We start from the raw sequence: 22,720 nt of genomic DNA, 5'->3' as shown, positions 1-22,720 counted from the left end.
CGGTGGTCCTCTTCAGCGGTCCTCCTCACCGGTCCTCCTTGAGGAGGTCCGCGCACTTCTCGCCGATCGCCATCGTCGTGACGCACGGGTTGACCGTCACCAGGTCCGGCATGACCGAGCCGTCCGCGACCCGCAGCCCCGCCACGCCCTTCACCCTCAACCGGGCGTCGAGCGGGGCCAGCGGGTCGTCCGCCGCGCCCATCCGCACGGTGCAGGCGGGGTGGTAGACGGTGTTGTGGGTCGTGCGGATGTAGTCGAGCAGCTCGTCGTCGCGGCGGACGTCCGGGCCCGGCGCCAGCTCGGCGCCCGCCCACCCCGCCAGCGCCGGCTGGGCGGCGATGCGGCGCGCGAGCCGCAGCCCGTACGTCATCACCCGCACGTCGTGCTCGTGCGTGAAGTAGCGGGGGTCGACCCGCGGCTTGTCCCGGAAGTCGCGGGTCCGCAGCCGCACGGTGCCCCGGGAGCGGGCCCGGGTCACATTGGGCGTGAGGCAGAAGGCGTTCTCGGAGGTCGGGTAGCCGTGCCGGACGGTGTGGAGGTCGAAGGGCACCGAACCGTAGTGGAACATCAGGTCCGGCCGGTCCAGGCCCGGTTCCGTGTCGTAGAAGACGCCCGCCTCCCACCACTGCGTGGACGTGGCGGGCATCGGCTGCTTCGCCTCCCACATGATCACGCCCTCCGGGTGGTCCTGGAGGTTCGCCCCGACCCCCGGCGCGTCGACCAGCACGTCCACGCCCACCTCCCGCAGGTGCTCCGCCGGGCCGATGCCCGACAGCATCAGCAGTTTCGGCGAGTCGATGGCGCCGCACGAGACGACGACCTCGCGCCGGGCCCGCACGGTACGGGTGTGGACCAGGTCCGGGTCCAGACAGGCGACGCCGACGCAGCGGTGGCCCTCGAACACCAGCCTCTTGGCCCGCACCCCGGTGCGTACCTCCAGGTTGGGCCGCTTGCCCATCACCGGGTGCAGATACGCCACCGACGACGACTGGCGGATGTTGTTCTCGTCGGCGTTGATCTGGAACCAGCCCGCGCCCCGCACCACCGTCCGCCCCGTGTTGAACGGCGTCGTCGGGATGCCCGCCTGCGCGCACGCCTCCAGCAGCGCCGTGCCGCACGGGTCTCCGCCCTTGAGGGTGCGCAGCCGCACCGGGCCCGTACGGCCGTGGTGGTCGCCGGGCGCGTCGTTGTTCTCCAGGCGCCGGTAGAGCGGGAACAGGTCGGCCGCGCCCCAGCCCCGGCAGCCCGCCGCCGCCCAGCCGTCCAGGTCCTCCGCCGGGGCCCAGAAGGCGATGCACGAGTTGTGCGAGGAGCAGCCGCCGAGCACCCGGGCGCGGGCGTGGCGCAGGAAGTCGTTGCCGTGCTCCTGCGGTTCGACGGGGTAGTCCCAGTCGTAGCCCGACTCCAGCAGGCCCATCCAGCGCTCCAGGCGCAGGACGTCGTCGTCGCCGACGTCGCTCGGGCCCGCCTCCAGGACGCACACCGTGACGGCCGGGTCCTCGCTGAGCCGGGCGGCGACGACGTTGCCCGCCGTACCGCCGCCGACGACGACGTAGTCGAACTCCTGGACGGTCATGAGCGGGTGACCTCCTTCGTGGCCGGGACGGGCGCGGGGGCCGCGGCGTGCTCCGTCAGGACGCCCGTACGGTGCCGCTGGACGAACCAGTAGTAGGCGAAGCCGCCCGCCGCGATGGCCCCGACGAACAGCACGGCGCCCCACCGCAGGTACCAGTGGTACGGGGCGGTCGCGTTGTAGACGGCGGCGCGCGGCCAGATCAGGTTGAGGGTCATCGCCGCGCCCCACAGCACGGCCAGGACGTTCACCGGCAGGCCCCAGCGGCCGAGTGAGAACCTCCCCTCGGCCGGCTGCCACCGGCCGCGCAGCCGCGCCACCAGCATGGGCCCCGTCACCAGCAGATAGGCCACGTAGATCATGACGATGCCGATGCCGGTGACCACCGTGAAGATCTGCGGCTGGCGGATGTTGACGAGCAGGATCGCCAGCGCCAGCACCCCGATGAGCACGGTCGGCAGCACCGGCGTACCGAACCGCGGGCTCACCTTCGCCAGCCGCGCCGACGCCGGGAGGTTGGTGTCACGGGCCATCGCGAAGGCGAGCCGGACCGCCGCCGTGTGCACGGCCAGCGCGCACACCGTGACGGCGACGAGCACGCACCACAGCATCGCCTTGCCGGCCGTCGGCCCGAGCACATCCAGCACCACGTACTGCAGCCCCTCCGTCGACAGCCTGTCGCCCCGCAGGCTCCTGACGCTCATCAGCGCCAGCAGCAGCACCAGCCCACCCAGCACGAAGGAGGCGACGATCGCCCGGACGACGGCCCGGGGCGCGTTGCGCGACGGGTCGAGCGACTCCTCGCCCAGCGACGCGGCCGTGTCGAAGCCGTACATGACGTACGCGGAGGCGAGCGAGGCGACGAGGAACGCGCCGAGGTAGCCGAAGGGCTGCCCCGCCCCGGCCCCCGCCGTCTCGGTCACGACCTGCGGGCCGCGGACGACGTTGACCGCGAGCAGCGCGATCAGCACCACCGTGGCGATCAGTTCGAGGAAGACGCCCGCCGTGTTGATCCGTGCCATCAGCTTCACGCCGAAGGCGTTGACGAGGGTGGTGAAGAGGATGAGGACGGCGGCGAGCAGGACGGCGTTGGCCGCCACGTCGTACGTCCCCGTCCCGTCGCCCACGAACTGGAACGCCGACGAGATGCGCGGCAGCGTCAGCTGGTAGGCGAGGGCCACGGCCGCGATCGACACGATGGAGGCGATCAGCATCATCCACCCGGCGAGCCAGCCGATGTGCGGATTGCCCAGCCGCTTGGCCCAGTTGTAGACGGACCCGGCCACCGGATGGCGGGCCGCGAGCTCGGCGAAGCACAGCGCCACCATGAACTGGCCCGCGAACACCATCGGCCAGGACCACCAATAGGCGGGCCCGCCGCTCGCATAGCCGAAGTAGAAGAGCTGGAAGGTGCCGGTGAGGATGGAGATGTACGAGATGCCGGCGGCGAACGTGTGGAAGCCGCCGAGCGTGCGCTTGAGTTCCGGACGGTAGCCGAACTCGGCGAGCGCGGCGTCGTCGTCCGCCCCGCCGGTGAGGGCGTCAGGCACCGGATCCTCCCGTCCTGTCGAGCAGCCAGGTGTGGAAGAGGGAGATGTGGTGCTCGCTCGGCACGAGGACGCCGCCGGCGCGGTAGGCGCGCGACGCCATCGCCGGCTGGGTGCGCTCGCACGCCTCGAAGTCCTGGAGGTTCACCCGGTGGAACAGCTCCACCGACGTGGACACGTCCGCGCCGGAGGCCACGACCTCGGGCGCGTACAGCCAGTCGCACTCCACCACCGTGCGGTCCTCGGCCAGCGGGAACATCCGGTGCAGGATCACATGGTCCGGGACCAGGTTGACGAAGACCGTCGGCTTCACGGTGATGGCGTAGTACCGCCGGTCCTGGTCCGGGGCGACCCCGGGCAGCTTGCCGAACCCCTCGCTGCCGTCGACCGTGAAGCCCTTGACGTCCTCGCCGAACGCGGCGCCGTGGCCGACGTAGTACTGCGCCGCGTACCCCTCCGCGAACTCCGGGAGCACGTCGACGAGTTCCGGGTGGATCGTCGCGCAGTGGTAGCACTCCATGAAGTTCTCGACGAGCAGTTTCCAGTTCGCCTTCACGTCGTACGTGATGCGGCGGCCGAGCGCGAGCTCCTCGGTGCGGTAGCGCGCGAGAGAGGCGGCGTCGCCCAGCCGCTCCACCGCCGCCCCCATCACGGTCTCCTCGAAGGACGGCGCCTCGTCCGCCAGGCACACCCAGGCGTAGCCCAGCCACTCGCGCAGGTGCACGGCCACCAGGCCGTACGCGACCCGGTCGACGTCCGGCATCCTCGCCAGGTTCGGCGCGGCTACCAGCCTGCCGTCCAGGTCGTACGTCCATGCGTGGTACGGGCACTGGAGGTTCCGGCGCACCTCGCCGGACTCCTCCAGGCAGAGGCGCGCGCCCCGGTGGCGGCAGATGTTGAGGAAGGCGCGCAGCCCGCCCGCCCGGTCGCGGGTGACGAGCACGCTCTCGCGGCCGACCTGGACGGTGCGGAAGGCGCCCGGTTTGTCGAGGTCCGCGCCGCGCACCGCGCAGAACCACATGGCTTCGAAGATCCGCTCCTGCTCCCGGCGGAAGACGTCGGGGTCGGTGTAGGCGGCGCCGGGGAGCGTGGCGATCAGGCTCGGGGGCGGGGGTGTTGCCGTCACGGCGGCCTCCTAGGCGGGCGCGGCGCTGAGACGCCGGGGGTCGAAGAGCTCGATCGGATGCGCGGTGGTGCCGGTCAGGGCCAGATCGGCCAGGATCTCGCCGACGACCGGCACGAACTTGAAGCCGTGTCCGGAGAACCCGCAGGCGACCGTCACCGACTCCGGGTGCCGGGGATGGCGCGCGATGACGAAGTGCTCGTCGGGCGTGTTGGAGTACATGCAGGTCGCGGCCTTCAGGAACCGGCCCGGCAGGTCGGGCAGGAGACGGCCCGCCTGCCGGGCCATGGCCGCCGTCTCGTCGTCGCGCACGGTCCGCTCGATGGTCTCCGGTGTGCAGACGGTGCCCTTGCGGAAGAACGCCACCTTGGCGCCGAGCTCCGGCCTGTCGATGGCCGGGAAGCCGTAGATCTGGACCCCGTCCGCGTCCTCCCAGATGTAGACCGGATGGTGCGCGGGGCGGAACCGTTCGGCCGGACCGCGCGGCCGGAACCAGTACATGACCTGCCGCTCGATGGTGAACGGCACTCCGAGGTCCGCGAGCAGCCCCGGCGCCCACGCCCCCGGGCAGATCACCAACTGACCGGCCGTGTAGTTGTTCTCGGCGGTGTGGACGCGTACGCCGTCGCGGTACGGCTCCCAGCGCACCAGCGGCTCCTCGTAGTGGAGCTCCGCCCCGGCCGTGGTGGCGAGCTGCAGATGGGCGGCGACGGTGTTCTCGGGCCGCAGCAGCCCTGCCCGCGCCTCGTACAGCGCCACCTCGTCGTCGGCCGGGGTCAGCGTCGGGAAGCGGCGGCGGATCTCCTCGGCGTCGAGCATCTCGTGCGGCAGGCCCCACCGCTCGGCCGACAACCGCGATCCGGCGACGGTACGCGACGCGGGGCGGCCCAGCATCAGCCCGCCGCACAGCGTGGCGATGTCACGTCCGGTGTCCCGCTCCAGCCGCTCGTAGAGCTCGTACGCGCGCAGCAGCAGCGGTACGTAGGCGGGGTCCTCGAAGTACGACTGGCGCGTGATGCGCGAACCGCCGTGGCTGGATCCCCGGTTGTGGACCGGACCGAACTTCTCCAGGCCCAGGACGCGGGCGCCGCGCGCGGACAGGTGGTGCGCGGCGGCGCTGCCCATGCCGCCGAGGCCGACCACGATCACGTCATAGGTGGGTGACACGTTGCTCCGGCCTCCTCAGCGGCGGATACGGCTCATCTCCGGGTCGAACAGCGGCTCGTCCGCGACCGTCGCCGGCACCTTCTGGCCGATGTACTCCACGTGCACGGCGGTACCCGTCGCGAGCGGCGGCAGCCAGGCGTACGCGACGCAGCGGCCGAGGGTGTAGCCGTACGCGGCGCTCGTCACGTATCCGGCCGGGGTCCCGTCGACGTACACCGGCTCCTTGCCGAGGACGACGGCCGCCGGGTCGTCGAGGAGCAGCGCGGTGAGCCGGCGGCGCGGCTCGCCCGCCCGTTCCAGGGCCTGGCGGCCGACGAAGTCGCCCTTGTCCATGCGGACGGCGAAACCCAGCCCCGCCTCGTACGGGGTGTGCTCGTCGGTCATGTCGACGCCCCAGGCCCGGTAGCCCTTCTCCAGGCGCAGGCTGTTGAAGGCGGACCGCCCGGCGGCGATGACGCCGTGCTTCCGCCCGGCCTCCCACAGGGTGTCCCAGAGCCGCAGGCCCAGGTCGGCGCTGGTGTACAGCTCCCAGCCCAGCTCGCCGACGTAACTCAGCCGCATCGCCGTCACCGGTACGAGCCCGAGGTACGTCCGCTTGACCCGGAAGTAGCCGAAGCCCCGGTGCGAGAAGTCGTCGCGGGTCAGCGGCTGCACCAGCTCCCGGGCGAACGGGCCCCACACGCCGATGCAGCAGGTGCCGGAGGTGACGTCGCGGATGTGGACGTCACCGGGCGCGTGCCGCAGCAGCCAGACCTCGTCGGCGGGGCTGTTGGCGCCGATCTGGAACCGGTCCTCCGCGAGCCGCGCCACGGTGAGGTCGGAGCGGATGCCGCCGGTCTCGTCCAGGAGCAGCGTGTACGTCACCGCGCCCGGCTTCCTGGCGAGGTTGTTGGTGGTCATGCGCTGGAGGAAGGCGAGCGCGCCCGGCCCGGAGACCTCCAGGCGCCGCAGCGGCGTCATGTCGTACAGCGCGACCCGCTCGCGTGTCGCCCGCGCCTCGGCGGCCGCGATCGGCGACCAGTACCGCGCGGACCAGGCGTCCCGCTGGGGTACGCGCACGCCTTCGGCGAGCGGGGCGTTGGCCTCGTACCAGTGCGGGCGCTCCCAGCCGCCGCCCTCCAGGAAGTACGCGCCCAGCTCCCGCTGCCGCGCGTGGAAGGGGCTGACCCGCAACGGCCGCGGCTGCTCCACCGGCTGGAGCGGATGGACGACGTCGTACACCTCGACGAACTGCCGGGCGCCGCGTTCCGCGACGTACGCGGGGGAGCGCTGGGCCGCCTCGAAGCGGCCGAGGTCGCATTCGTGCACGTCGGTCGCGGGCCGCCCGTCGACCATCCACTCGGCGACCGCCTTGGCGGCGCCCGCCGCGTGCGTGACCCACACCGCCTCGGCGAGCCAGAAGCCGCGCAGCGCGCGGGACTCGCCGAGGAGCGGCATGCCGTCGGGCGTGAAGGAGAAGACCCCGTTGAAGCCCTCCTCGACCTCGCTGTCCGCGAGGGCGGGCAGCAGCCACCGGCAGTCCGCCCAGCTGGGCGCGAAGTCGTCGGGGGTGAAGGGGTACGAGGAGGGCATGACGGGCGCCTCGTCGTACGCCGGGACGGTGAAGGGGTCGACGGGCATCGGCCGGTGCGCGTAGCTGCCGATGCCGAGCCGGTCCGCGTGCTCGCGTACGTACAGGTCGCGGTCCTGGAAGCGCAGGATCGGCCGGGTCGCCTCGGCGCGCGCGCCGGCCAGTGCGGGCAGGGGACGGGTCCGCGCGTACTGATGGGCGAGGGGCAGGAGCGGCACGTCGACGCCCGCCATCCGGCCGATGACCGGGCCCCAGAAGCCGGCCGCCGAGACGACGTGGTCGGCCGGGAAGGCGCCCCGGTCGGTGACGACCGCGGTGACCCGGCCGTTCTCGCGCTCGATGCCGGTCACGGTGTGCCGGTCGAGGAAGCGGGCGCCGCGCCGCTCGGCGCGCGCGATCTGGGCGCGGCAGGCGGGGACCGCCCGGGCGAGTCCGTCGTCGGGGGTGTGGAACCCGCCGAGGACCTTGCTCTCGTCGAGCAGCGGCCACAGCTCCTTGCAGCGGGACGCCGGGACCACCTCGCCGCGCACGCCCCAGGAGGCGGCGAGACCGGCCCTGCGGTGCAGGTCGGCGAGGCGCTCTTCGGTGGTGGCCAGCTCCAGGCCGCCGACCCGGTCGAAGCAGGGGAGCCCGTCGGCCTCCAGGGCGCCGAACTTCTGGACGGTGTACGCGGCGAACTCGGTGAGGGTCTTGGACGGGTTGGTCTGGAAGACCAGACCGGGCGCGTGGGAGGTGGAGCCGCCGGGGGCGGGGAGCGGCCCCTGCTCCAGGACGGTGACGTCGGTCCAGCCGCGGGCGGTCAGTTCGTCGGCGAGGGAGCAGCCGACGATGCCGGCGCCGATGACGACGACGCGGGGGGCGGCGCGGGCCTGGGCCCGGGCCCGGGCGTGTGTGGGTGCGGGCGCGGGCGCGGGCGCGGGTGCGGGTGGGGGTGCGTGTGCGGACGAGCGGGACGTGCGGGACGTGCTGGACATGCCCCTCCTCGGTGTCGGGGGTGTCAGACGGCGGCCGGGACGTGCGGCCGCTCGGCGGCGATCGTGGTGTCGCGGCCGTGCCCCGTGTGCACGACGGTGGCGCCGGACAGGGGCAGCAGCCGCCTGCGCAGGGACGCCATGATCGTCGCCTGGTCGGAGTGTGAGCGGCCGGTCGCGCCGGGCCCGCCGTGGAACAGGGTGTCCCCGGTGAACACCGCGTCCAGGAACGGGACGTGGACCGCGCAGCTGCCCCAGGTGTGACCGGGGGTGTGCAGCACCCGTGCCGCGACCCCGGCGACCAGCAGCCGCTGCCCGTCGCGCAGTTCACCGTCCGGCCGCCGCCCCGGGTGGACCGTGTCCCACAGCGCCCGGTCGGCGGCGTGCAGCAGGACGGGCGCGCCGGTGGCCTCCGCGAGTGCGGGCGCCGCGCCGATGTGACCGTCATGACCGTGGGTGCACACGATGGCGGTGACCCGGCGGCCCGCGACGGCGGCCGCGATCGCCCGGGCGTCGTGCGCGGCGTCGACGATGAGCACCTCCTCGTCGTCGCCGACGAGCCACACGTTGTTGTCGACGTCGAAGGTCTCGCCGTCGAGGCCGAAGGTGCCGGCGGTGACGACCCGTTCGGCACGCACGCCGCTCACCGTACGGCCACCGAGGGCAGCACCTCGCCGCACCGGTCCGCGTCGTGGAGCTCGCGTGGCTCACATTGAGGGGGCTCTGAGGACTCAGGGGGCTCCGAGGGCACGACAGCACTCCTCTGCTGTTGCACAATGCGCGATGCGTTGCGCGGCGAGGAACATACTGGGAAGGACGCCGACGGACCGTCAAGAGGCCCGGACGAACGGCGCGCAAAAGCATCGGGCGCCGTGAAACGCCCGGACCCACGACGACGCGGGGCCAGGTTCCCCCGACCCCGCGGAGGAACGGAGCTCCGTTTCCGGGCGTGTTCCTCGGCTCAGAAGCCGTACCCCATGCGCCGGGAGAGCTCGTCGGCCGCCGACACCGTGCGCTGCGCCAGCTCCGGCAGCCGGTCCCGCTCCAGCCGGTACGCGGGCCCGGACACGCTCAGCGCGCCGACGACCTTGCCGTCGTGCGCCCGTACCGGCGCGGCCACCGCGTTCAGCCCGAGCTCCAGCTCCTCCGTGACGAGGGCGAACCCCTGCCGGCGCACCGCTTCCAGCTCGGCGCGCAGCATCCCGGCGCTGGTCACCGTGTACTCCGTGAACCGCGGCAGCGCCCGCGCCAGCAGCCCCTCGCGCAGCGTCGCCGGCAGGTGGGCGAGGAGCACCTTGCCGCTGGAGGTGGCGTGCAACGGGGTCCGTCTGCCCAGCCAGTTCTGGGCCGTGACGGACGCGGGGCCGCGCGCCTGCATGATGTTGACCGCCGCGTCGTCGTCCAGCACCGCGATGTTGACCGTCTCGCCCAGTTCGTCGGCGAGCTCCCGGCAGACCGGTGCGCCCTCCTGCGAGATGTCCAGCCGGACGGCCGCCGCCCCCGCCAGGCGCAGGACACCGGCCCCCAGGAAGTACTTGCCGCGGTCCTGCGCCTGCGAGACCAGGCCGCGGTTCTCGAGCACGCCGAGCAGCCGGAACGCCGTCGACTTGTGCACGTCCAGCTCGTCGGCGATGTCCGTGACACCGGCCTCGCCGAGGCGCGCGAGGATCTCCAGCACGCTCACCGCGCGGTCCACCGACTGGATCGAGCCGGCCGCGCCCTTGGAGGCCCGCTCGCGCCCGTCGTCACGCACGTCCTCGCGCCCGTCGTCGTGCGCGTCCTCGCGGGTGTCGTCGGGGAGCTGTTCGGCCACTGACTGGTCATGGGTCACAGCTCAACTCCCACCCTCTGGCGCCCGGTTCGGGCCGCATCTTCGGGAAGCCCTTGACGCGGCGGGCGACCCGACCGGATTCTGTTGCGCATCGCGCTCTCTCATGTGCCATGCGAAACATCATGCTACCCAGGGGTCCTGGATTCCCGGACCACGGAGGGGGACCCGTGATTCCCGTCTGCCGCCTCGAAGAACTCCCCGTCGGCGAGTCCGTGCGCGTCGGCACCAGCCCGCCGATCGCGGTCTTCCACACCGAGGACGGCGAGCTGTACGCCATCGACGACACGTGCACCCATCAGGACGCGTCCCTCTCCGACGGCTGGCTGGAGGGGTGCCTGGTCGAGTGCCCGCTCCACGCCGCCGCGTTCGACCTCCGTACGGGCCGGCCGACCTGCCTGCCCGCGCGCCGCCCGGTCCGCACCCACCGCGTGGTCGTCGCGGACGGCGTCGTCCACGTCGTCCCGTCCGCGCAGGAGGACAGCGCCGCATGAAGCGCCCTCCGCGCTCTCGCCCGCAGGGCTGTCCGGCGCCCGCGCCCTGACGGAGCGGGACGGCCCGCTTCACGAGAGCCGCGCCATGCACGCGGGGACGACCGCCCTACGAGGCAACCGTGGCCCACGCGCCCACGCGAGGCTCAGCCAGGCTGTTTGATGCTCTCGATGATGCGGGCGAAGCCCTCCTTTCCGTGGCCCGCGTCGATCTGGCGTTGGATGAGCCGCTGGACCATCGCGATCACCTCGGTTCCGATGCCCTGGGCGGAACTGGCGGCCACGAGGTCACCGAGGTCGGAGAACTCCAGGCTCTGCTGCCTCTCGACGGTGTAGTCCCCGCCGTCGATCACCGCGGCGAACCCGTCGAAAGCCCCGGTCATGGCGGTCAGCCACGGCGCGGCCATGGCGGCGAACTCACCCGCCGTCACGCCGGCCGGCGCGACCATGGCGGCGCCGTGCAGGAATCCGGCGAACATGACGTACATGCCCGCGAGGAGGGCGAGGTCGTACAGGGACGCCAACCACGATGCGGTCTGACGGTCACGGACGGCCTGATCAGCGGCGGGATCGGCGAGTTCGGCGAGCGCGGGGTTCCACTTCCGGGTACGTGCGCGAAACAGCGGTCCCCGCTCGATGGCGCCTTCGCGGCTGATCAGACCTCGCCGGTCATTCGTAGACGGTCGCCGCTTGGAGGGCTCGAGCGAGGAACGTCCAGTCACCGCCGGCGGGGAGCTCCTTGCCGAAATTCCGGTACCAGCCCTCCGAGTCGTTCATCCACGCGGCGAGCGCGTCCAGGAAGGCGTCGAGGGTCTGGTTCTCCCATTCGTGACCATGGCGGAGGAAGTCGTGGTGAAGGGCGTGGACGAAGGCGACCAAGTCCTCGCGACTGCGGATCTCGTCGTCTGGTGTCAGCGGCATGGCGGCAACCTATCGTCCGGTCAACGTCCACGATCGCCCGGCCCGGCCCGGTCCACCATCGCCCGGCGGCGAAGCCGCCCCACCTGTCACACCGCCTCCTCGACCCTCGGGTCGCCTAGCCTGGAATTATGACAAAAGCCGCTCATCGCCCGAAACTCCGCCGGGTCTACGAGCCGCCGGAGCCCGGCGACGGGACACGGGTCCTCGTCGACCGGCTGTGGCCGCGCGGTCTGGCCAAGGCGGACGCCCACATCGACGAGTGGCCCAAGTCCGTCACCCCCTCGACCGAGCTACGCCGCTGGTACCACGCCGGCGAGGGCACGTACGAGGAGTTCCGCGAGCGGTACGAGGCGGAGCTGGCCGCCCCGGAGGCGGCCGAGGCCCTCGACCGGCTGCGCGAGCTCGCCCGGAAGGGGCCGCTCACGCTGCTGACCGCCTCCAAGGAGCCCGCCGAGAGCCACGCGGCCGTGCTCGCGGAGCTCCTCAGGCGGTGACCGGAGCGGCCACGCGCTGACCGGACGTCAGCAGCAGCACGCCGCGCGCCGCCAGCGCCGCCGAGCCCGCGGCGACCAGCCACCCCACCGGGCCCGCCCGGAAGCCCTCGCCGAGCAGCGCGACGCCGATCACGGCCGCCGCCGCCGGGTTCGCCAGGTTCACCACCGCGAGCGGCGCGGCGAGCCCGCCCCGGTACGCGGCCTGCGACAGCAGCAGCCCACCCGTGGCGAACACCGCCACCAGCACGGCGAGCAGCGCCGTCTGCCAGGCCGCCAGGGGCCCGCCGGGCAGCTCACGCGCGAGCGAGGCGGTCACCGTCTGCGTCAGCGCGGACGCCACGCCGGACGCGACGCCCGACGCGGTGGCGAACCCGAGCCCGTACCCGTGGCCGGCCCGGCGTACGAGCGCGGCGATCGCCAGCGCCGTCACCGCGGCGACCGCCAGCCCCTCCGGCAGGGACAGCGCGTCGCCCGGCGCCGCCGGGCCCACCACCGCGACCAGGCCGACCAGCCCGCCCAGGGTCCACAGCGCCCCGCGCCACTCCGCCGCGCGCACCCGCCGCCGCTCGAAGCACGCCCCGACCGGCAGCGCGGCCACCAGGGTCAGCGCGCCGAGCGGCTGGACCAGGGTGAGCGGCCCGTAGTGCAGCGCCGCGACATGGGTGAGCGCGCCCGCCGCGTTGAGCCCGATCGCCCACCACCACAGGGGGCGTGCGGCCAGCGCCCGCAGGCCGCCTGCCGGGGCGAGCCGCGCCTGGACGACCGCGGCCAGCGCGTATCCGGCGGCCGAGGCCAGCGACAGCACCACCGCGAACAGCGTCGCCCTCATCGCGCCGCCACCCCGAGGAGCACCGGCCCGCGCCGCACGGCCCACGGCGCCCGTACGACGGCGAGGACACCGCCCAGCAGTACGGCGGCCACGAGGGCGTCCAGCCAGTAGTGGTTGGCGGTGCCGACCACGACCAGCAGCGTCAGCAGCGGATGGAGCAGCCACAGCGGCCGCCACCGGCCCCGCGTGGCGGCCATCATCCCGATCGCGACCATCAGCGCCCAGCCGACGTGCAGCGACGGCATCGCCGCGAACTGGTTCGCCATCGTGTCCGTCTCGGGCGTCGCCCCGTACACCGACGGGCCGTAGACGCGCGCCGTGTCCACCAGGCCCGCCTCGGCGAGCATCCGCGGGGGCGCGAGCGGCACCAGCAGGTGGAGCGCGAGCGCGGCGCCGGTCAGGAGCGCGAGCGCCCGCCGGGACCACAGGTAGTGCGCCGGCCGGCGCCAGTACAGCCAGCCGAGGAAGGCCACGGTCGCCGGGAAGTGCACGACCGCGTAGTACGTGTTCGCCGCGTGGACGACCGTCCCGTCGTGCAGCAGCAGCCGCTGCACCCACCCCTCACCCGGCAGGTGGACGGCCCGCTCCAGCTCCCAGACGTGGGCGGCGTTCCCGAAGGCGCGGCCCTCGTGGCCGTTGGCGGCCAGCCGGCCCAGTTTGTAGACGAGGAACAGCGCTGTCACCAGCGCCAGCTCCCGTACCAGGGGCGGCCGCGGGGTGGCGGTCGTCTCCGGTGGTATCCCGGCAGCCATGGTCCGGCCCCTCTGATGGTTCGCTCAGGCAACAAAACCGAAAGCTTAGGCCCCGTCTCATCGATACGCAAACGTCTCGATACGCACCCGTCTCGATGGGGTAACCTCGCAGGCGCACCAAGGCATCCGTCAGCGGGGGAGAACCCGATGTCCACGCAGCCCGCCACCGCCGCCGCGCGCCGCAGCAAGATCACTCCCGAGCGTGAGCAGGAGCTCTACGCGGCCGTCATGGACCTGCTGCGGGAGGGCGGCTACGACGCCGTCACGATGGAGGGCGTCGCCGCCCGCACCAAGTGCGGCAAGGCCACCCTCTACCGGCAGTGGAAGACCAAGCGACAGCTCGTCACCACCGCGCTCGCCAAGAGCCGCCGCTCGCTCTTCACCGACATCGACACCGGCTCCCTCGCGGGCGACCTGCGCGCCGCCGCCGAGGCCGCCGCGACCCGCCGCGGCCGCGACACCGAACTGATCGAGGCCGTCGGCCAGGCCTACCTGCTCCACTCCGACCTGCGCCGCTCCCTGCGCGAGACGGTCATCGACCCCGAGGTCGCCGCGCTCGACGCGATGCTCCAGCGCGGCATCGCCCGCGGCGAACTCGACCCCGCCAACCCGGCCATCGCGTTCGTCGCCCCCTGCTTCCTCGGCGTCCTGCGCGTGGAACGCCTCTTCGACGACCGCTTCACCGGCGAGGACGCCCTCCCGGCCCTCCTGGAGGCGGTCCTGCTCCCGGCGCTGGGCCTCGCGCCGAGCCGGGCCGTGCGGTAGAAGGCCCTTCGGGGGCACGGTCGAAGCGCGGGGGACTTCGAGGCCCACGAGTCGGCGCTCGGCACCCTCGGCACCGTCACGTACCTGGGGGAGGACCATGGGCCGGCGTCCCTCTACGACGTGGCGGGCCTGGCCATGACGCGGAGCGTCCTGAAGGGATGGCTCCAGGGCACCGCCCTGCTCCGGACGGCGGGTGTCGACGCTGTCACGTACCCGCCGTTCGCGCGCCCCTCTCCGGCCCGCCACTCATCCCCGGCCCTCCGCATCCCCCGGCCGGGGCGCGACCAGCCGCGGCGCTTCCGCCGCCGGATCGATCACCGGATCGATCACCGGATCGATCACCGGATCGATCCCCGGGTCGGCCACCAGTTCGACCACCAGTTCGGCCGCGCCCTCCAGCCGGCCCGCCAGCCCCCGTGCCCACTCCACCAGCCCCCCGACATCGATCCCGTACACGGGCGAGAAGGCACGGATCCGCTCCGCTCCGCGCCGCAGCAACCGCGCCCCGCCCGCCCTGTTCCCGCGCGCCGCGTGCGTGAGGCCCACCGCCAGCTGCGCCAGGCCCCGCCACAGCTCGCGTTCCTCCTCCCGCTCCCCGGCGCACGCCTTCCACGCGTCCTCCAGGACCTCGTGCGCGTGGAACGGCAGCCCCGCGTCCAGCAGCCGCTGGGCCTCGCGGAGGGTTTCCCCGGGCGTACGCACCACCCCCTCCGGCTGGCGCTCCACACCCGGCGCGCCGTACGGCAGCGGGCGCCCCAGACCGTCGCGGGGGCGTGCGTTGCGTGCGCGGCCCTCGGGGTCGCGGTCCCTTCGCGTCGTGTTCACGCCTCGATTGTCACCCTTCCGGCGGGAGCGTTCCCAACCATGTCCTCCGCCGCCGGGGCGCGGCTACCCTCGGGTCCGGAGACGCACACATGCCCGGGCACTTCGTGGGGGAGGGAAGGCGATGCTGCCGTCCCGGTCGGAACACCGGCTGTCCGTACCGCTCTTGGAGCGCGAACCGGAGCTCGCCGCGGCGGCCCGCGCGGTGGACACGCTGTGCGGCGCCGGCGCCTCCGGCGGGCTGCTGGTCTACCGGGGTGAATCCGGCATCGGCAAGACGGCGTTACTCGACGCCGTACGCCGGATCGCCGCCGACCGCTGCACCGTCCACGCCGCGCGCGGCGGCGAGACCGTCACGTCCGTCCCCTTCCACGTGGTGCGGCAACTGCTGCAACCCGCCCTCGCCGCGTACGACGGCGACGAGCTGCGGCGGCTGTTCGCCGACCGGTACGACATCACCGCCCCCGCCCTCGGCGTCACCGTCCCGAGCGCCCCGCTCACCGACCCGCAGGGCGTACGGGACGGGCTGGACCGGCTCGTCGCGCGGCTCGCCGAACGCCACCGCCACCAGCACCACCGCCCGCTCGTCCTGATCATCGACGACGCGCACTGGGCGGACGCCGAATCGCTGGGCTGGCTCGCGTCCTTCGCCGTCGGCCTGCCCGCCCTGCCGGTGCTCGTCGTCCTCGCCCACCGCCCCAGAGCCGGGGCGGACCCGGCCACCGCCCTGCTCGACCGGCTCGGCGAGGCGGCCAGGCTCCGCGTCACCCTGCGCGCCCTCACGGCGGACGCCACCGCCGGCATGGTCCGGGCCGTCCTCGGCGACGAGACGGACGAGGCGTTCTGCCGGGAGGTGTGGACCCTGACCGGGGGCAACCCGTACGAGACGGTGGAGCTCCTCGCCAAGGCCCAGGACCGCATGCTGACCCCGGTCGAGGCGTCGGCGGCCCTCCTGCGCGACCTGGCCGCCTCCGCGCGCGGCAGCGGGCTCGTGGCGCGGCTGGAACGGCTCGGCACCGGCCCGACCCGCTTCGCCTGGGCGGCCGCCGTGCTCGGCACCGACATCTCGCAGTCCCTCGCCGCCAGCCTCGCCGGGATGACGGCGGCCGAGGCGGAGAACTGCACGCGACGGCTGCGCGAGGCCCGCATCGTCACCGGATCCGACCACCTGGAGTTCGTCCACCCGCTCATCGCCACCGCCATATACCGCTCCATCCCGCCCGCCCTCCGCACCGCCATGCACGGCCGGGCGGCCTGGGCCCTCACACGCGCGGGCCTCGGTGCCGCGGCCGCCTCCCGCCACCTGCTCGAAATCCACCCGGACGACGACGAGGAGGTCGTCGCCCAGCTGCGCGAGGCCGCCCGCGAGTACCTCGCCCTCGGCGCCCCCGCGGCGGCCCGCCGCTGCCTGGAACGCGCCCTGCAGGAGCCGCCGCCCCCGGAGGCGTACGCGCAGGTCCTGTACGAACTGGGCTGCGCCGCCCTGTTCACCTCGCCGTCCGCCGCCGTGCGCTACCTGCGTTCCGCCCTCGCCCTGCCGGGCCTCACCGGGCCCCGGCGCACCGACGCCACCTGCCGCCTCGCGCAGGCCCTCGCCCACACCGACGAGCCGCGCGAGGCGGCCCGCGCCGTCGCCGCGGAGGCCGCGCGGACGCCGCCGGGGCCGGCCCGGACGCGGTTGGAAGCGGCCCGGTTCATGTACGAGGGGTTCCAGGCCGCCGAGGAGGACGGACCCGGCCGCTCCCGCCGCCTCGCGGACCTCGCCGGCCGCCTCCCCGGAGCCGACAACGCCGAACGCGCCCTGCTGTCGCTGCGCGCCTTCGACGCGATGCTCCGCGGCGAGAACGCCGACCACGTCCTCGACCTGTGCGCGCGCTCCCTCCCCGACGGCCGTCCGGCGCGCGGCCTGGGCTGGACCGACACCGAGTGGGGCTGCGAGACACCGGCCATGGTCGGCGTCGCGTACGCCTTCACCGACCGGCCCGACCACGCCCGCGCCCTGTTCGAGGAGGCGGTGCGCGCCTTCGAGATCTCCGGCTGGAGCGGTGCCCACCTCGCCTTCGCCCACACCCTCCTCGGCCTGGCCCACCGCCGCCGCGGCGCGCTCGTGGAGGCCGAGAGTTTCCTGCGCGAGGCGCTGCGCCTCGCCGACCGACTCGGCACCGGGCTGCCGGTCCAGTGGGACGCCGTCTGCCTGCTCATCGACACGCTGCTGGCCCGGGGCCGGACCGCGGAGGCCCGCGCCGTCGCGGACCACTACCGCTTCGGACCGCCCTGGCCGCACGCGATGGTCGTGCCCGACGGTCCCTGCGTCCACGGCCGGCTCCTGCTCGCCGAAGGCCGCACGCGGGAGGCCGTCACGGAACTGGAGTCGGCCGGCCGCGCATTGGAGCGACGCGGCCGCCTCAACCCCGTCTGGGCCCCTTGGGCCTGCGACCTGGCCCGCGCCCTCGCCCCGGCCGACCGGCCCCGCGCGGCCCGCTATGCCGAACAGGCCCGCGCCCACGCCGAACGTTTCGGCACGGCCACCGCCCTCGGGGAAGCCCTGCGCTGCGCGGCCCTGTTCGCCCGCCCCGACGAGGCCGTCCACCTCCTGGAACGGGCGGTCCGGCACCTGGAGACCTCCCCCTCCGCGTACGAACACGCCCTGGCCCGGTACGACCTCGGGCTCGGCGCCGGCTCCCCGGCGGAACTGACCCGCGCCGCCACCCTGGCCACCACCTGCGGCGCCGACACCCTCGCGACCCGCGCACGCGAGGCCCGGGAGACGAACCCACGCCGAGAGTGAGGTAATCTTTTCCTGCGCGCTCACCGCGGCGACCAGCCGGGGGACACGCGCATCGGGACGTGGCGCAGCTTGGTAGCGCACTTGACTGGGGGTCAAGGGGTCGCAGGTTCAAATCCTGTCGTCCCGACTTTGCGAAGTCGCAGGTCAGGGGCCGTTTCAGAGCAATCTGAAACGGCCCCTTGATCGTTTCTGGGGACCACTTGGGGACCCACGCGCCTTGACCGCGTCAGCGGGCGACCACGATGTGGCGTCATGCAGGGACCGCGGTGGAGATACGGCCGCCCGATGATCGCGAACAAGGCCCTGTCGTGGCTCATCATGCTGGGTGGCGCGATCGTCTCCTGTGGATCGTCGCCCGCTGGGACAAGGGAGCGGAGCGGCCCTTCTCGGCGTACCGCACCTGGTGACGACAGACCCGGCGCACTGGGCTGCCGTCACCCGTGCCCAGCTGGGGCGAGGTCGGTGAGTCGCACCTGACGTACGCCCGGGCGGAGACCGTTAGCCCCAGGACAAGAGGAGCGGTCAGCGGAGGTGCCTGACGGTCGCCCACACCGCCATCCTCAGTAACCCCGGAGGTACTCGGCTATCCGTTCGAACTTGTCCGGGTCATCGGTGCCTCGCCGCCCGCTTGGCGATCTCCTTCTGATCTTCGTGGCACTTGGCGCTGTCGCATACGTACGTCCACACGGTTTCGTCTCCGCTGGACACGAATCTGCGCTCGTTCCTTCCTCCGCAGCACGCGCACTTGGGCGTCCCCTTGATCTGCGACATTCCGACCTTCACGAGTCCTTTCCTCAGGCGCGCCGACTGTTGAGCCGAGAGGTCATTCGGCGTCCGAGCCGCAGTCGGCGACGCGGTGCCCCGACGTGGCGCGGCGGGTACGCGGGTGAGCGGTCACCCTCGGCAAGCCTGTCGTGCGAGGTCCTCGAACGCCCCGCTGGGCATGGCGCCTTGGCCGGTCAGCACCTGTCCGGTCGGCAACGCCGCGAGTTCCCGGGCGTCGAACGTCACCGAGGCGGTGTAGGCGTAGGAGTCGTCGGGGTCGGCGAACGCGAGCTCATACGAGTGAGCCGGTTGCAGGCTTTGCGGACCACGGGTCTCGGCCGACCATGACGAGGGTGGGGCGAACAGGGGGAAGTCGGCGGCCTCGTGGTGCCCACGGGTATCCCAACCGGTCCAGGAGTCCTCCGCCAGGGGCTCCGCCGGTGCGCTGCCCCGCGCCTCGTCCGGTGCGGCACCTTCCGTACCCCGCGCGAGGGTGCCGCGCAGCCCGGGCCCGCGCACCCGGCCGTCGTCGTCGCACGACCTCAGCAGCGCGTACGGGACACCCCGCTGGTCCACGTACACCGCCACCAGCGGACGCTGCTCCGGCGAGCACCCCGTCACAGACAGGAGCAACGCCCCCGCCAGCACCGGAACGAGGCTCGCCCGCATCCTCAGCCTCTTCAGCACACCCACCAGTCAGCCCCCCACCACGAGCATCCGTGTGGCGCGCAGTGTCGCACAGCGCGCACCTTCACGTCCGCGGCCGCACGGCGTCGGTCCGCAGGCGGGGGGAGTCCAACACCCGTGTTCCGCCCCGTCCTATCGTGGAGCGTCGAGCAGATGGACGAACGGTACGGATCATGGACTATGGCGTAGCGGAGCCGGAACGGCTGGGAGAGGCCCGGCTGCCGGACGGCCGGCTCCTCGGCTGGGCGGAGTGGGGCCCGGTCGACGGCATCCCGGTGCTGGTGTGCCCGGGGGCGGCCACCAGCAGATGGCTCGGATTCGGCGGCGGCCTCGTCGATGCGGCCGCGATCCGGCTCATCAGCGTGGACCGGCCCGGCCTCGGCGCCTCCGACCGGGCTCCCGGCCGGACCCTCACCGACTGGGCAACCGACATCCAGCACTTCGTCCAGCAGCGGGCTTTGCGCGACCCGTTGGCGGTGGGGTTCTCGCAAGGGGCCCCGTTCGCGCTCGCGCTGGCGGCAAGCGGCCTGGTGAAGGCGGTGGCCGTGGTCTCCGGCAGCGACGAACTCGCCCATCCGCGCTTCGCTGATGTGCTCGCCCCGCAGGTCAGGGACATGGTGGACGCGGTCGCGGCCGACCCCGACGCCGCCATGGCCTCCTTCGCCGGCTTCGGCAGCGCCGACGCCCTGTGGGAGCTGGTCGTCACCACCGGTTCCGAGGCCGATCGCGCGGTCTACACCGACGCGGTCTTCCGGCACGCCTTCCGGCGCGCGATGGACGAGGCGTTCAGCCAGGGCCCGGCGGGCTACGCCCGCGACACCGTCCTGGCGATGGCCCGCTGGCCCTTCGACCCGGCCGGCATCGCCGTTCCGGTCGACCTCTGGTACGGGGAGCAGGACACGAGCCCGGTCCACTCCCCGGACCTGGGCGCCTCACTGGCCCGGATGATCCCGATGGCGACCCGGCACCTGCTTCCCGCCGCCGCGGGTTCCCTGCTCTGGACACACACCGAGGCCGTGCTGCGCACCCTGCTCTCCCGCGTCCCATGAGGGGCCGGGCGGCGTGCGGGCATGCCCACGGCAGGAGGGCCCGCCGTCACCATCGAGGTGGGCGGGCCGACCCGCCCGGACGTCAGCAGTGCGGGGCGTAATACCGCCACCTGTCCCCGGAGCCGGGCGTGCCGTTGCCCGAGGAGTTGACGTACACGGCGGACGCGTAGCCGTAGACGCCGGTGGCGGCGTTCCGTCCACGCACCCACACCGTGCTGCCGGATACGGACGTGCCGTCCGTCCAGCAGTCCACGTTGAAGGTCTGCAGGCGCTGCCCCTGGCCCACCACCGTGCACGAGGTGTAGGGACAGGTGCGGATGTTCACGCCGTCCCCGAGGAAGAACCCGGCCGTCGCCGCCTGCGCGGTGCCGGCCAGCACCACTCCGCCGAGCGCCAGTGTGGCACTGGCGACCACCGTCGCCCGAAGCGCGTTTCTCATGTGACTACCCCCGTAGGTCGACTCCTCGACTGGCTGCACCCACCCAACAGAGGGGGCATGATCATGTCAAGACCCGGGTGTCCGGCTACACGTCGATCCAGCCGAGATCGACCGCCCGCTCGCGCGTGTCCTCTTCGGCCGAGGATGGGGAGCCTCACTGGAACGGCTCAGGCGCGAGGCGGGCTTCCCGGACGCGGGGGCGGGGACGCGACGCACCGGGCGGCCGGGCCGTCCGCCCATGCCGCACTCCGGCGGCCCGAGGCGGACGGCGCCGCACCCGCACTCCCGGAGCCGACGGCGACGCGGCACCATGCGGTCAGGAGGCCGACGAACCCCAGGCCGTCGTGAGGCCCTCCAGCCAGGCGGGCGGCAGTTCGGCGGCGTCCCACTCCTCCCGCAGTTCCGACGGCGCCGTGGCGAGCCGTTCCAGTACGGCGATGCTGGTGGGGGAGTGGATGAGGGAGTAGCGGCCGTGGATGGCGATGGCGCTGCCGGGGCCGTACTGGGCGTACAGCTGTTCCAGGCGTACGCGGTGGACGGAAGCGAACTCGGCCAGCCGCCCCGCGTACCCGGCCCGCTCGCGGGAGTTCATGGTGCCGAGGACGGCGGTGAGCACCTGTTCGGAGACCTCGGGGTCGAGGTCGGAGACGTCGGTGAAGGAGAGGTAGAGGGGCATGACCGTCACCTTCGCCCGCTCCACCTGCATCTTCCTGACGGGAGGGCGGTCGTCCGGAGCGGAGGCGGACGGGCCGGAGGCGACGGCCTGCCGCAGCGCCCGGTCGGCGAGGTCGCCGAGTCCGTCGGTGACCGCCTGGGCGCCGTCGAGCCAGCCCGTCTCGTACAGCTCTCCCTTCCCGCCCGGAGCGCTCCGCCCGATCTCGCCGATGTTCCGGTACGCGACGGCGAGGGCTCCAGCCTCGACGAGCCCGATCAACTCCTCGGCATCGCCCGAGAAGACCCCCGCCCGGGCGAGCAACTGGAGCAGCGTCTGCTTCGCGTTCAGTACGCTCGCGGCGTCCAACTGCTGCCGTCCTTCGTCGGCGGTGTCCATGAAGTCCTCCTCATCCTCCTCATCGCGTGAGTGGTGCGGCACTCCGCACCATCCTCTCAGCACCACCCCGGTCGGCCCCGGCATCTGCACAGGTGTTCCCGGAACGCCCGCCGTCCGCTGTTGCCGATGCTTATGGTGTGATCATGAAAGCGATGGCACTGCAGCAGTACGGCGGCCCGGAGCAGCTCGCCCTCGTCGAGCTGCCCGAGCCCAAGGTGGCGCCCGGTGAAGTCCTGGTCCGGGTGAAGGCGGCGGGGGTCAATCCGGTCGACTGGAAGATCGCCGAGGGACTCCTCGACGGACTCATGGAGGCCCACTTCCCCATGATCCCCGGCTGGGACGTGGCGGGCGTCGTGGAGCGCGTGGGCCTGGACGCCGGGGAGTTCTCCGTCGGTGACGAGGTGTACGGGTACGTCCGCAAGGACGAGGTCCAGCACGGCGCGTACGCGCAACTGGTGTCCGCGAACGTCCGCATGCTCGCGCGCAAGCCGGCCGCGCTGAGCTGGGAGGAGGCCGCCGGGGTGCCACTCGCGGGCCTGACGGCGTACCAGTCGCTCAAGCGCGTCGGCGTACGCGGGGGCGACACGGTCCTCGTCCACGCCGCGGCCGGCGGGGTGGGGTCCCTCTGCACCCAGATCGCGGTGGCCCTGGGCGCCCGCGTCATCGGTACCGCCGGCCCCCGCAACCACGACTTCCTGCGCTCCCTCGGGGCCGAGCCGGTCGCCTACGGCGAAGGGCTCGCCGACCGGGTCAGGGAGCTCGCGCCCGAGGGCGTGGACGCGGCGCTCGATTTCGTCGGGGAGGGCGCGGTGGAGGTCTCCCGGGAGCTGCTCACGAGCCCCGAGCGCCTGGCGTCCATCGTGGACGCGGACGCCCTGGCGAAGGGCGGCCACTATGTGTGGGTACGCCCCGACAGTGCCGACCTCGCGGCCCTCGCCGCCTTTGCCGACGAAGGGCGCCTCGCGGTCCACGTGGAGCGCGTCCTGCCGCTCGACCAGGCCGCGGAGGCGTGGAACCTCAGCCGCTCGGGCCGTACCCGCGGAAAGCTGGTGCTCAGCGTCGATGGAATGGAGGACGCGAACTGACCT

General features: G+C 73.3%; 21 protein-coding genes, 1 tRNA gene and 1 pseudogene. 8 read left to right on the top strand and 15 right to left on the bottom strand.

Annotation, left to right across the window (positions count from 1 at the left end; all coding sequences use genetic code 11):
* Positions 1-25: 25 nt before the first annotated feature.
* The 7 genes from AB0A69_RS29740 to AB0A69_RS29710 all read right to left on the bottom strand — a co-directional run bounded on the left by AB0A69_RS29740 (position 26) and on the right by AB0A69_RS29710 (position 9,704).
* On the bottom strand, positions 26-1,576 hold the full coding sequence (locus AB0A69_RS29740) for a GMC family oxidoreductase N-terminal domain-containing protein (RefSeq protein WP_361428447.1): 1,551 nt from the start codon (positions 1,574-1,576) through the stop codon (positions 26-28).
* The gene (locus AB0A69_RS29735) at positions 1,573-3,123 is read right to left on the bottom strand and encodes an amino acid permease (protein WP_361428445.1); all 1,551 of its coding nucleotides are present in this window, start codon (positions 3,121-3,123) and stop codon (positions 1,573-1,575) included. Before AB0A69_RS29735 ends, AB0A69_RS29740 begins: the two co-directional genes overlap by 4 nt.
* Positions 3,116-4,246, bottom strand: coding sequence for an aromatic ring-hydroxylating dioxygenase subunit alpha (locus AB0A69_RS29730; RefSeq protein ID WP_361428443.1), 1,131 nt, complete (start codon positions 4,244-4,246; stop codon positions 3,116-3,118). Before AB0A69_RS29730 ends, AB0A69_RS29735 begins: the two co-directional genes overlap by 8 nt.
* A 9-nt stretch (positions 4,247-4,255) precedes the next feature.
* On the bottom strand, positions 4,256-5,410 hold the full coding sequence (gene solA / locus AB0A69_RS29725) for an N-methyl-L-tryptophan oxidase (RefSeq protein ID WP_361428441.1): 1,155 nt from the start codon (positions 5,408-5,410) through the stop codon (positions 4,256-4,258).
* 15 nt (positions 5,411-5,425) lie between these two features.
* Positions 5,426-7,954, bottom strand: a complete 2,529-nt coding sequence (locus tag AB0A69_RS29720; RefSeq protein WP_361428439.1) for an FAD-dependent oxidoreductase — start codon at positions 7,952-7,954, stop codon at positions 5,426-5,428.
* Positions 7,955-7,977: 23 nt separating this feature from the next.
* Entirely contained in the window at positions 7,978-8,598 is a 621-nt protein-coding gene (locus AB0A69_RS29715) for an MBL fold metallo-hydrolase (RefSeq protein ID WP_361428437.1), read from the bottom strand.
* 314 nt (positions 8,599-8,912) lie between these two features.
* Positions 8,913-9,704 carry an IclR family transcriptional regulator gene (locus AB0A69_RS29710; RefSeq protein WP_361428480.1) on the bottom strand — a complete coding sequence of 264 codons (792 nt, stop codon included), beginning with the start codon at positions 9,702-9,704 and terminating at the stop codon, positions 8,913-8,915.
* Positions 9,705-9,949: 245 nt separating this feature from the next.
* Between AB0A69_RS29710 and AB0A69_RS29705 the strand changes: the two genes are divergently transcribed.
* Positions 9,950-10,273, top strand: a complete 324-nt coding sequence (locus AB0A69_RS29705) for a bifunctional 3-phenylpropionate/cinnamic acid dioxygenase ferredoxin subunit (protein ID WP_361428435.1) — start codon at positions 9,950-9,952, stop codon at positions 10,271-10,273.
* A 143-nt stretch (positions 10,274-10,416) separates the two neighbouring features.
* Here AB0A69_RS29705 and AB0A69_RS29700 read toward each other — a convergent pair whose 3' ends face one another.
* Both AB0A69_RS29700 and AB0A69_RS29695 read right to left on the bottom strand, forming a co-directional pair.
* Positions 10,417-10,794: a hypothetical protein gene (locus AB0A69_RS29700; RefSeq protein WP_361428433.1), complete on the bottom strand. Its 378-nt coding sequence runs from the start codon at positions 10,792-10,794 to the stop codon at positions 10,417-10,419.
* A gap of 145 nt (positions 10,795-10,939) precedes the next feature.
* Positions 10,940-11,191 (bottom strand): hypothetical protein, encoded by a 252-nt coding sequence (locus AB0A69_RS29695; protein WP_361428431.1) that lies wholly within the window; start codon positions 11,189-11,191, stop codon positions 10,940-10,942.
* 128 nt (positions 11,192-11,319) lie between these two features.
* Here AB0A69_RS29695 and AB0A69_RS29690 point away from each other — a divergent pair, with 128 nt between their 5' ends.
* Positions 11,320-11,685: a DUF488 family protein gene (locus AB0A69_RS29690; RefSeq protein WP_361428429.1), complete on the top strand. Its 366-nt coding sequence runs from the start codon at positions 11,320-11,322 to the stop codon at positions 11,683-11,685.
* Here AB0A69_RS29690 and AB0A69_RS29685 read toward each other — a convergent pair.
* Together AB0A69_RS29685 and AB0A69_RS29680 are read right to left on the bottom strand one after the other, a co-directional pair.
* The gene (locus AB0A69_RS29685; protein ID WP_361428427.1) at positions 11,675-12,514 is read right to left on the bottom strand and encodes a hypothetical protein; all 840 of its coding nucleotides are present in this window, start codon (positions 12,512-12,514) and stop codon (positions 11,675-11,677) included. The two genes, AB0A69_RS29690 and AB0A69_RS29685, sit on opposite strands and share 11 nt — an antisense overlap.
* Positions 12,511-13,266, bottom strand: coding sequence for a phosphatase PAP2 family protein (locus AB0A69_RS29680; protein ID WP_361428425.1), 756 nt, complete (start codon positions 13,264-13,266; stop codon positions 12,511-12,513). The genes AB0A69_RS29685 and AB0A69_RS29680 overlap by 4 nt, the downstream gene beginning before the upstream one ends.
* Positions 13,267-13,413: 147 nt before the next feature.
* On the opposite strand from AB0A69_RS29680, the gene AB0A69_RS29675 reads away from it, so the two are divergent.
* Both AB0A69_RS29675 and AB0A69_RS29670 read left to right on the top strand, forming a co-directional pair.
* Positions 13,414-14,031, top strand: coding sequence for a TetR/AcrR family transcriptional regulator (locus tag AB0A69_RS29675; protein WP_361428423.1), 618 nt, complete (start codon positions 13,414-13,416; stop codon positions 14,029-14,031).
* An 84-nt stretch (positions 14,032-14,115) separates the two neighbouring features.
* Positions 14,116-14,247: pseudogene (locus AB0A69_RS29670) on the top strand (NAD(P)-dependent oxidoreductase); the annotation flags it as partial.
* Positions 14,248-14,277: 30 nt separating this feature from the next.
* Here the strand turns inward: AB0A69_RS29670 and AB0A69_RS29665 are convergent.
* Positions 14,278-14,856 (bottom strand): DUF309 domain-containing protein, encoded by a 579-nt coding sequence (locus AB0A69_RS29665; RefSeq protein WP_361428421.1) that lies wholly within the window; start codon positions 14,854-14,856, stop codon positions 14,278-14,280.
* Positions 14,857-14,977: 121 nt separating this feature from the next.
* Between AB0A69_RS29665 and AB0A69_RS29660 the strand changes: the two genes are divergently transcribed.
* Together AB0A69_RS29660 and AB0A69_RS29655 are read left to right on the top strand one after the other, a co-directional pair.
* A complete protein-coding gene (locus tag AB0A69_RS29660; RefSeq protein WP_361428419.1) occupies positions 14,978-17,641 on the top strand; it encodes an AAA family ATPase in 2,664 nt (887 codons plus the stop codon).
* Positions 17,642-17,694: 53 nt separating this feature from the next.
* Positions 17,695-17,768, top strand: a tRNA-Pro gene (locus tag AB0A69_RS29655).
* 767 nt (positions 17,769-18,535) lie between these two features.
* Here AB0A69_RS29655 and AB0A69_RS29650 read toward each other — a convergent pair.
* Positions 18,536-19,075 (bottom strand): hypothetical protein, encoded by a 540-nt coding sequence (locus AB0A69_RS29650; RefSeq protein WP_361428417.1) that lies wholly within the window; start codon positions 19,073-19,075, stop codon positions 18,536-18,538.
* Between the two features lie 191 nt (positions 19,076-19,266).
* On the opposite strand from AB0A69_RS29650, the gene AB0A69_RS29645 reads away from it, so the two are divergent.
* Positions 19,267-20,142: an alpha/beta hydrolase gene (locus AB0A69_RS29645; protein ID WP_361428415.1), complete on the top strand. Its 876-nt coding sequence runs from the start codon at positions 19,267-19,269 to the stop codon at positions 20,140-20,142.
* Positions 20,143-20,224: 82 nt separating this feature from the next.
* Here the strand turns inward: AB0A69_RS29645 and AB0A69_RS29640 are convergent, their stop codons facing one another.
* Together AB0A69_RS29640 and AB0A69_RS29635 are read right to left on the bottom strand one after the other, a co-directional pair.
* Positions 20,225-20,581, bottom strand: a complete 357-nt coding sequence (locus tag AB0A69_RS29640; protein ID WP_361428413.1) for a hypothetical protein — start codon at positions 20,579-20,581, stop codon at positions 20,225-20,227.
* A gap of 316 nt (positions 20,582-20,897) precedes the next feature.
* Positions 20,898-21,632 (bottom strand): hypothetical protein, encoded by a 735-nt coding sequence (locus tag AB0A69_RS29635; RefSeq protein ID WP_361428411.1) that lies wholly within the window; start codon positions 21,630-21,632, stop codon positions 20,898-20,900.
* 143 nt (positions 21,633-21,775) lie between these two features.
* On the opposite strand from AB0A69_RS29635, the gene AB0A69_RS29630 reads away from it, so the two are divergent.
* Positions 21,776-22,717, top strand: coding sequence for an NADP-dependent oxidoreductase (locus AB0A69_RS29630; protein ID WP_361428409.1), 942 nt, complete (start codon positions 21,776-21,778; stop codon positions 22,715-22,717).
* Positions 22,718-22,720 lie beyond the last annotated feature (3 nt).

The organism is Streptomyces sp. NPDC045431, assembly GCF_040646655.1.
In the GTDB taxonomy this organism is placed as follows: Bacteria; Actinomycetota; Actinomycetes; order Streptomycetales; family Streptomycetaceae; genus Streptomyces.
The sequence above is the reverse complement of the archived record's forward strand: the minus strand, read 5'-3'. Positions and strand labels throughout refer to the sequence as shown.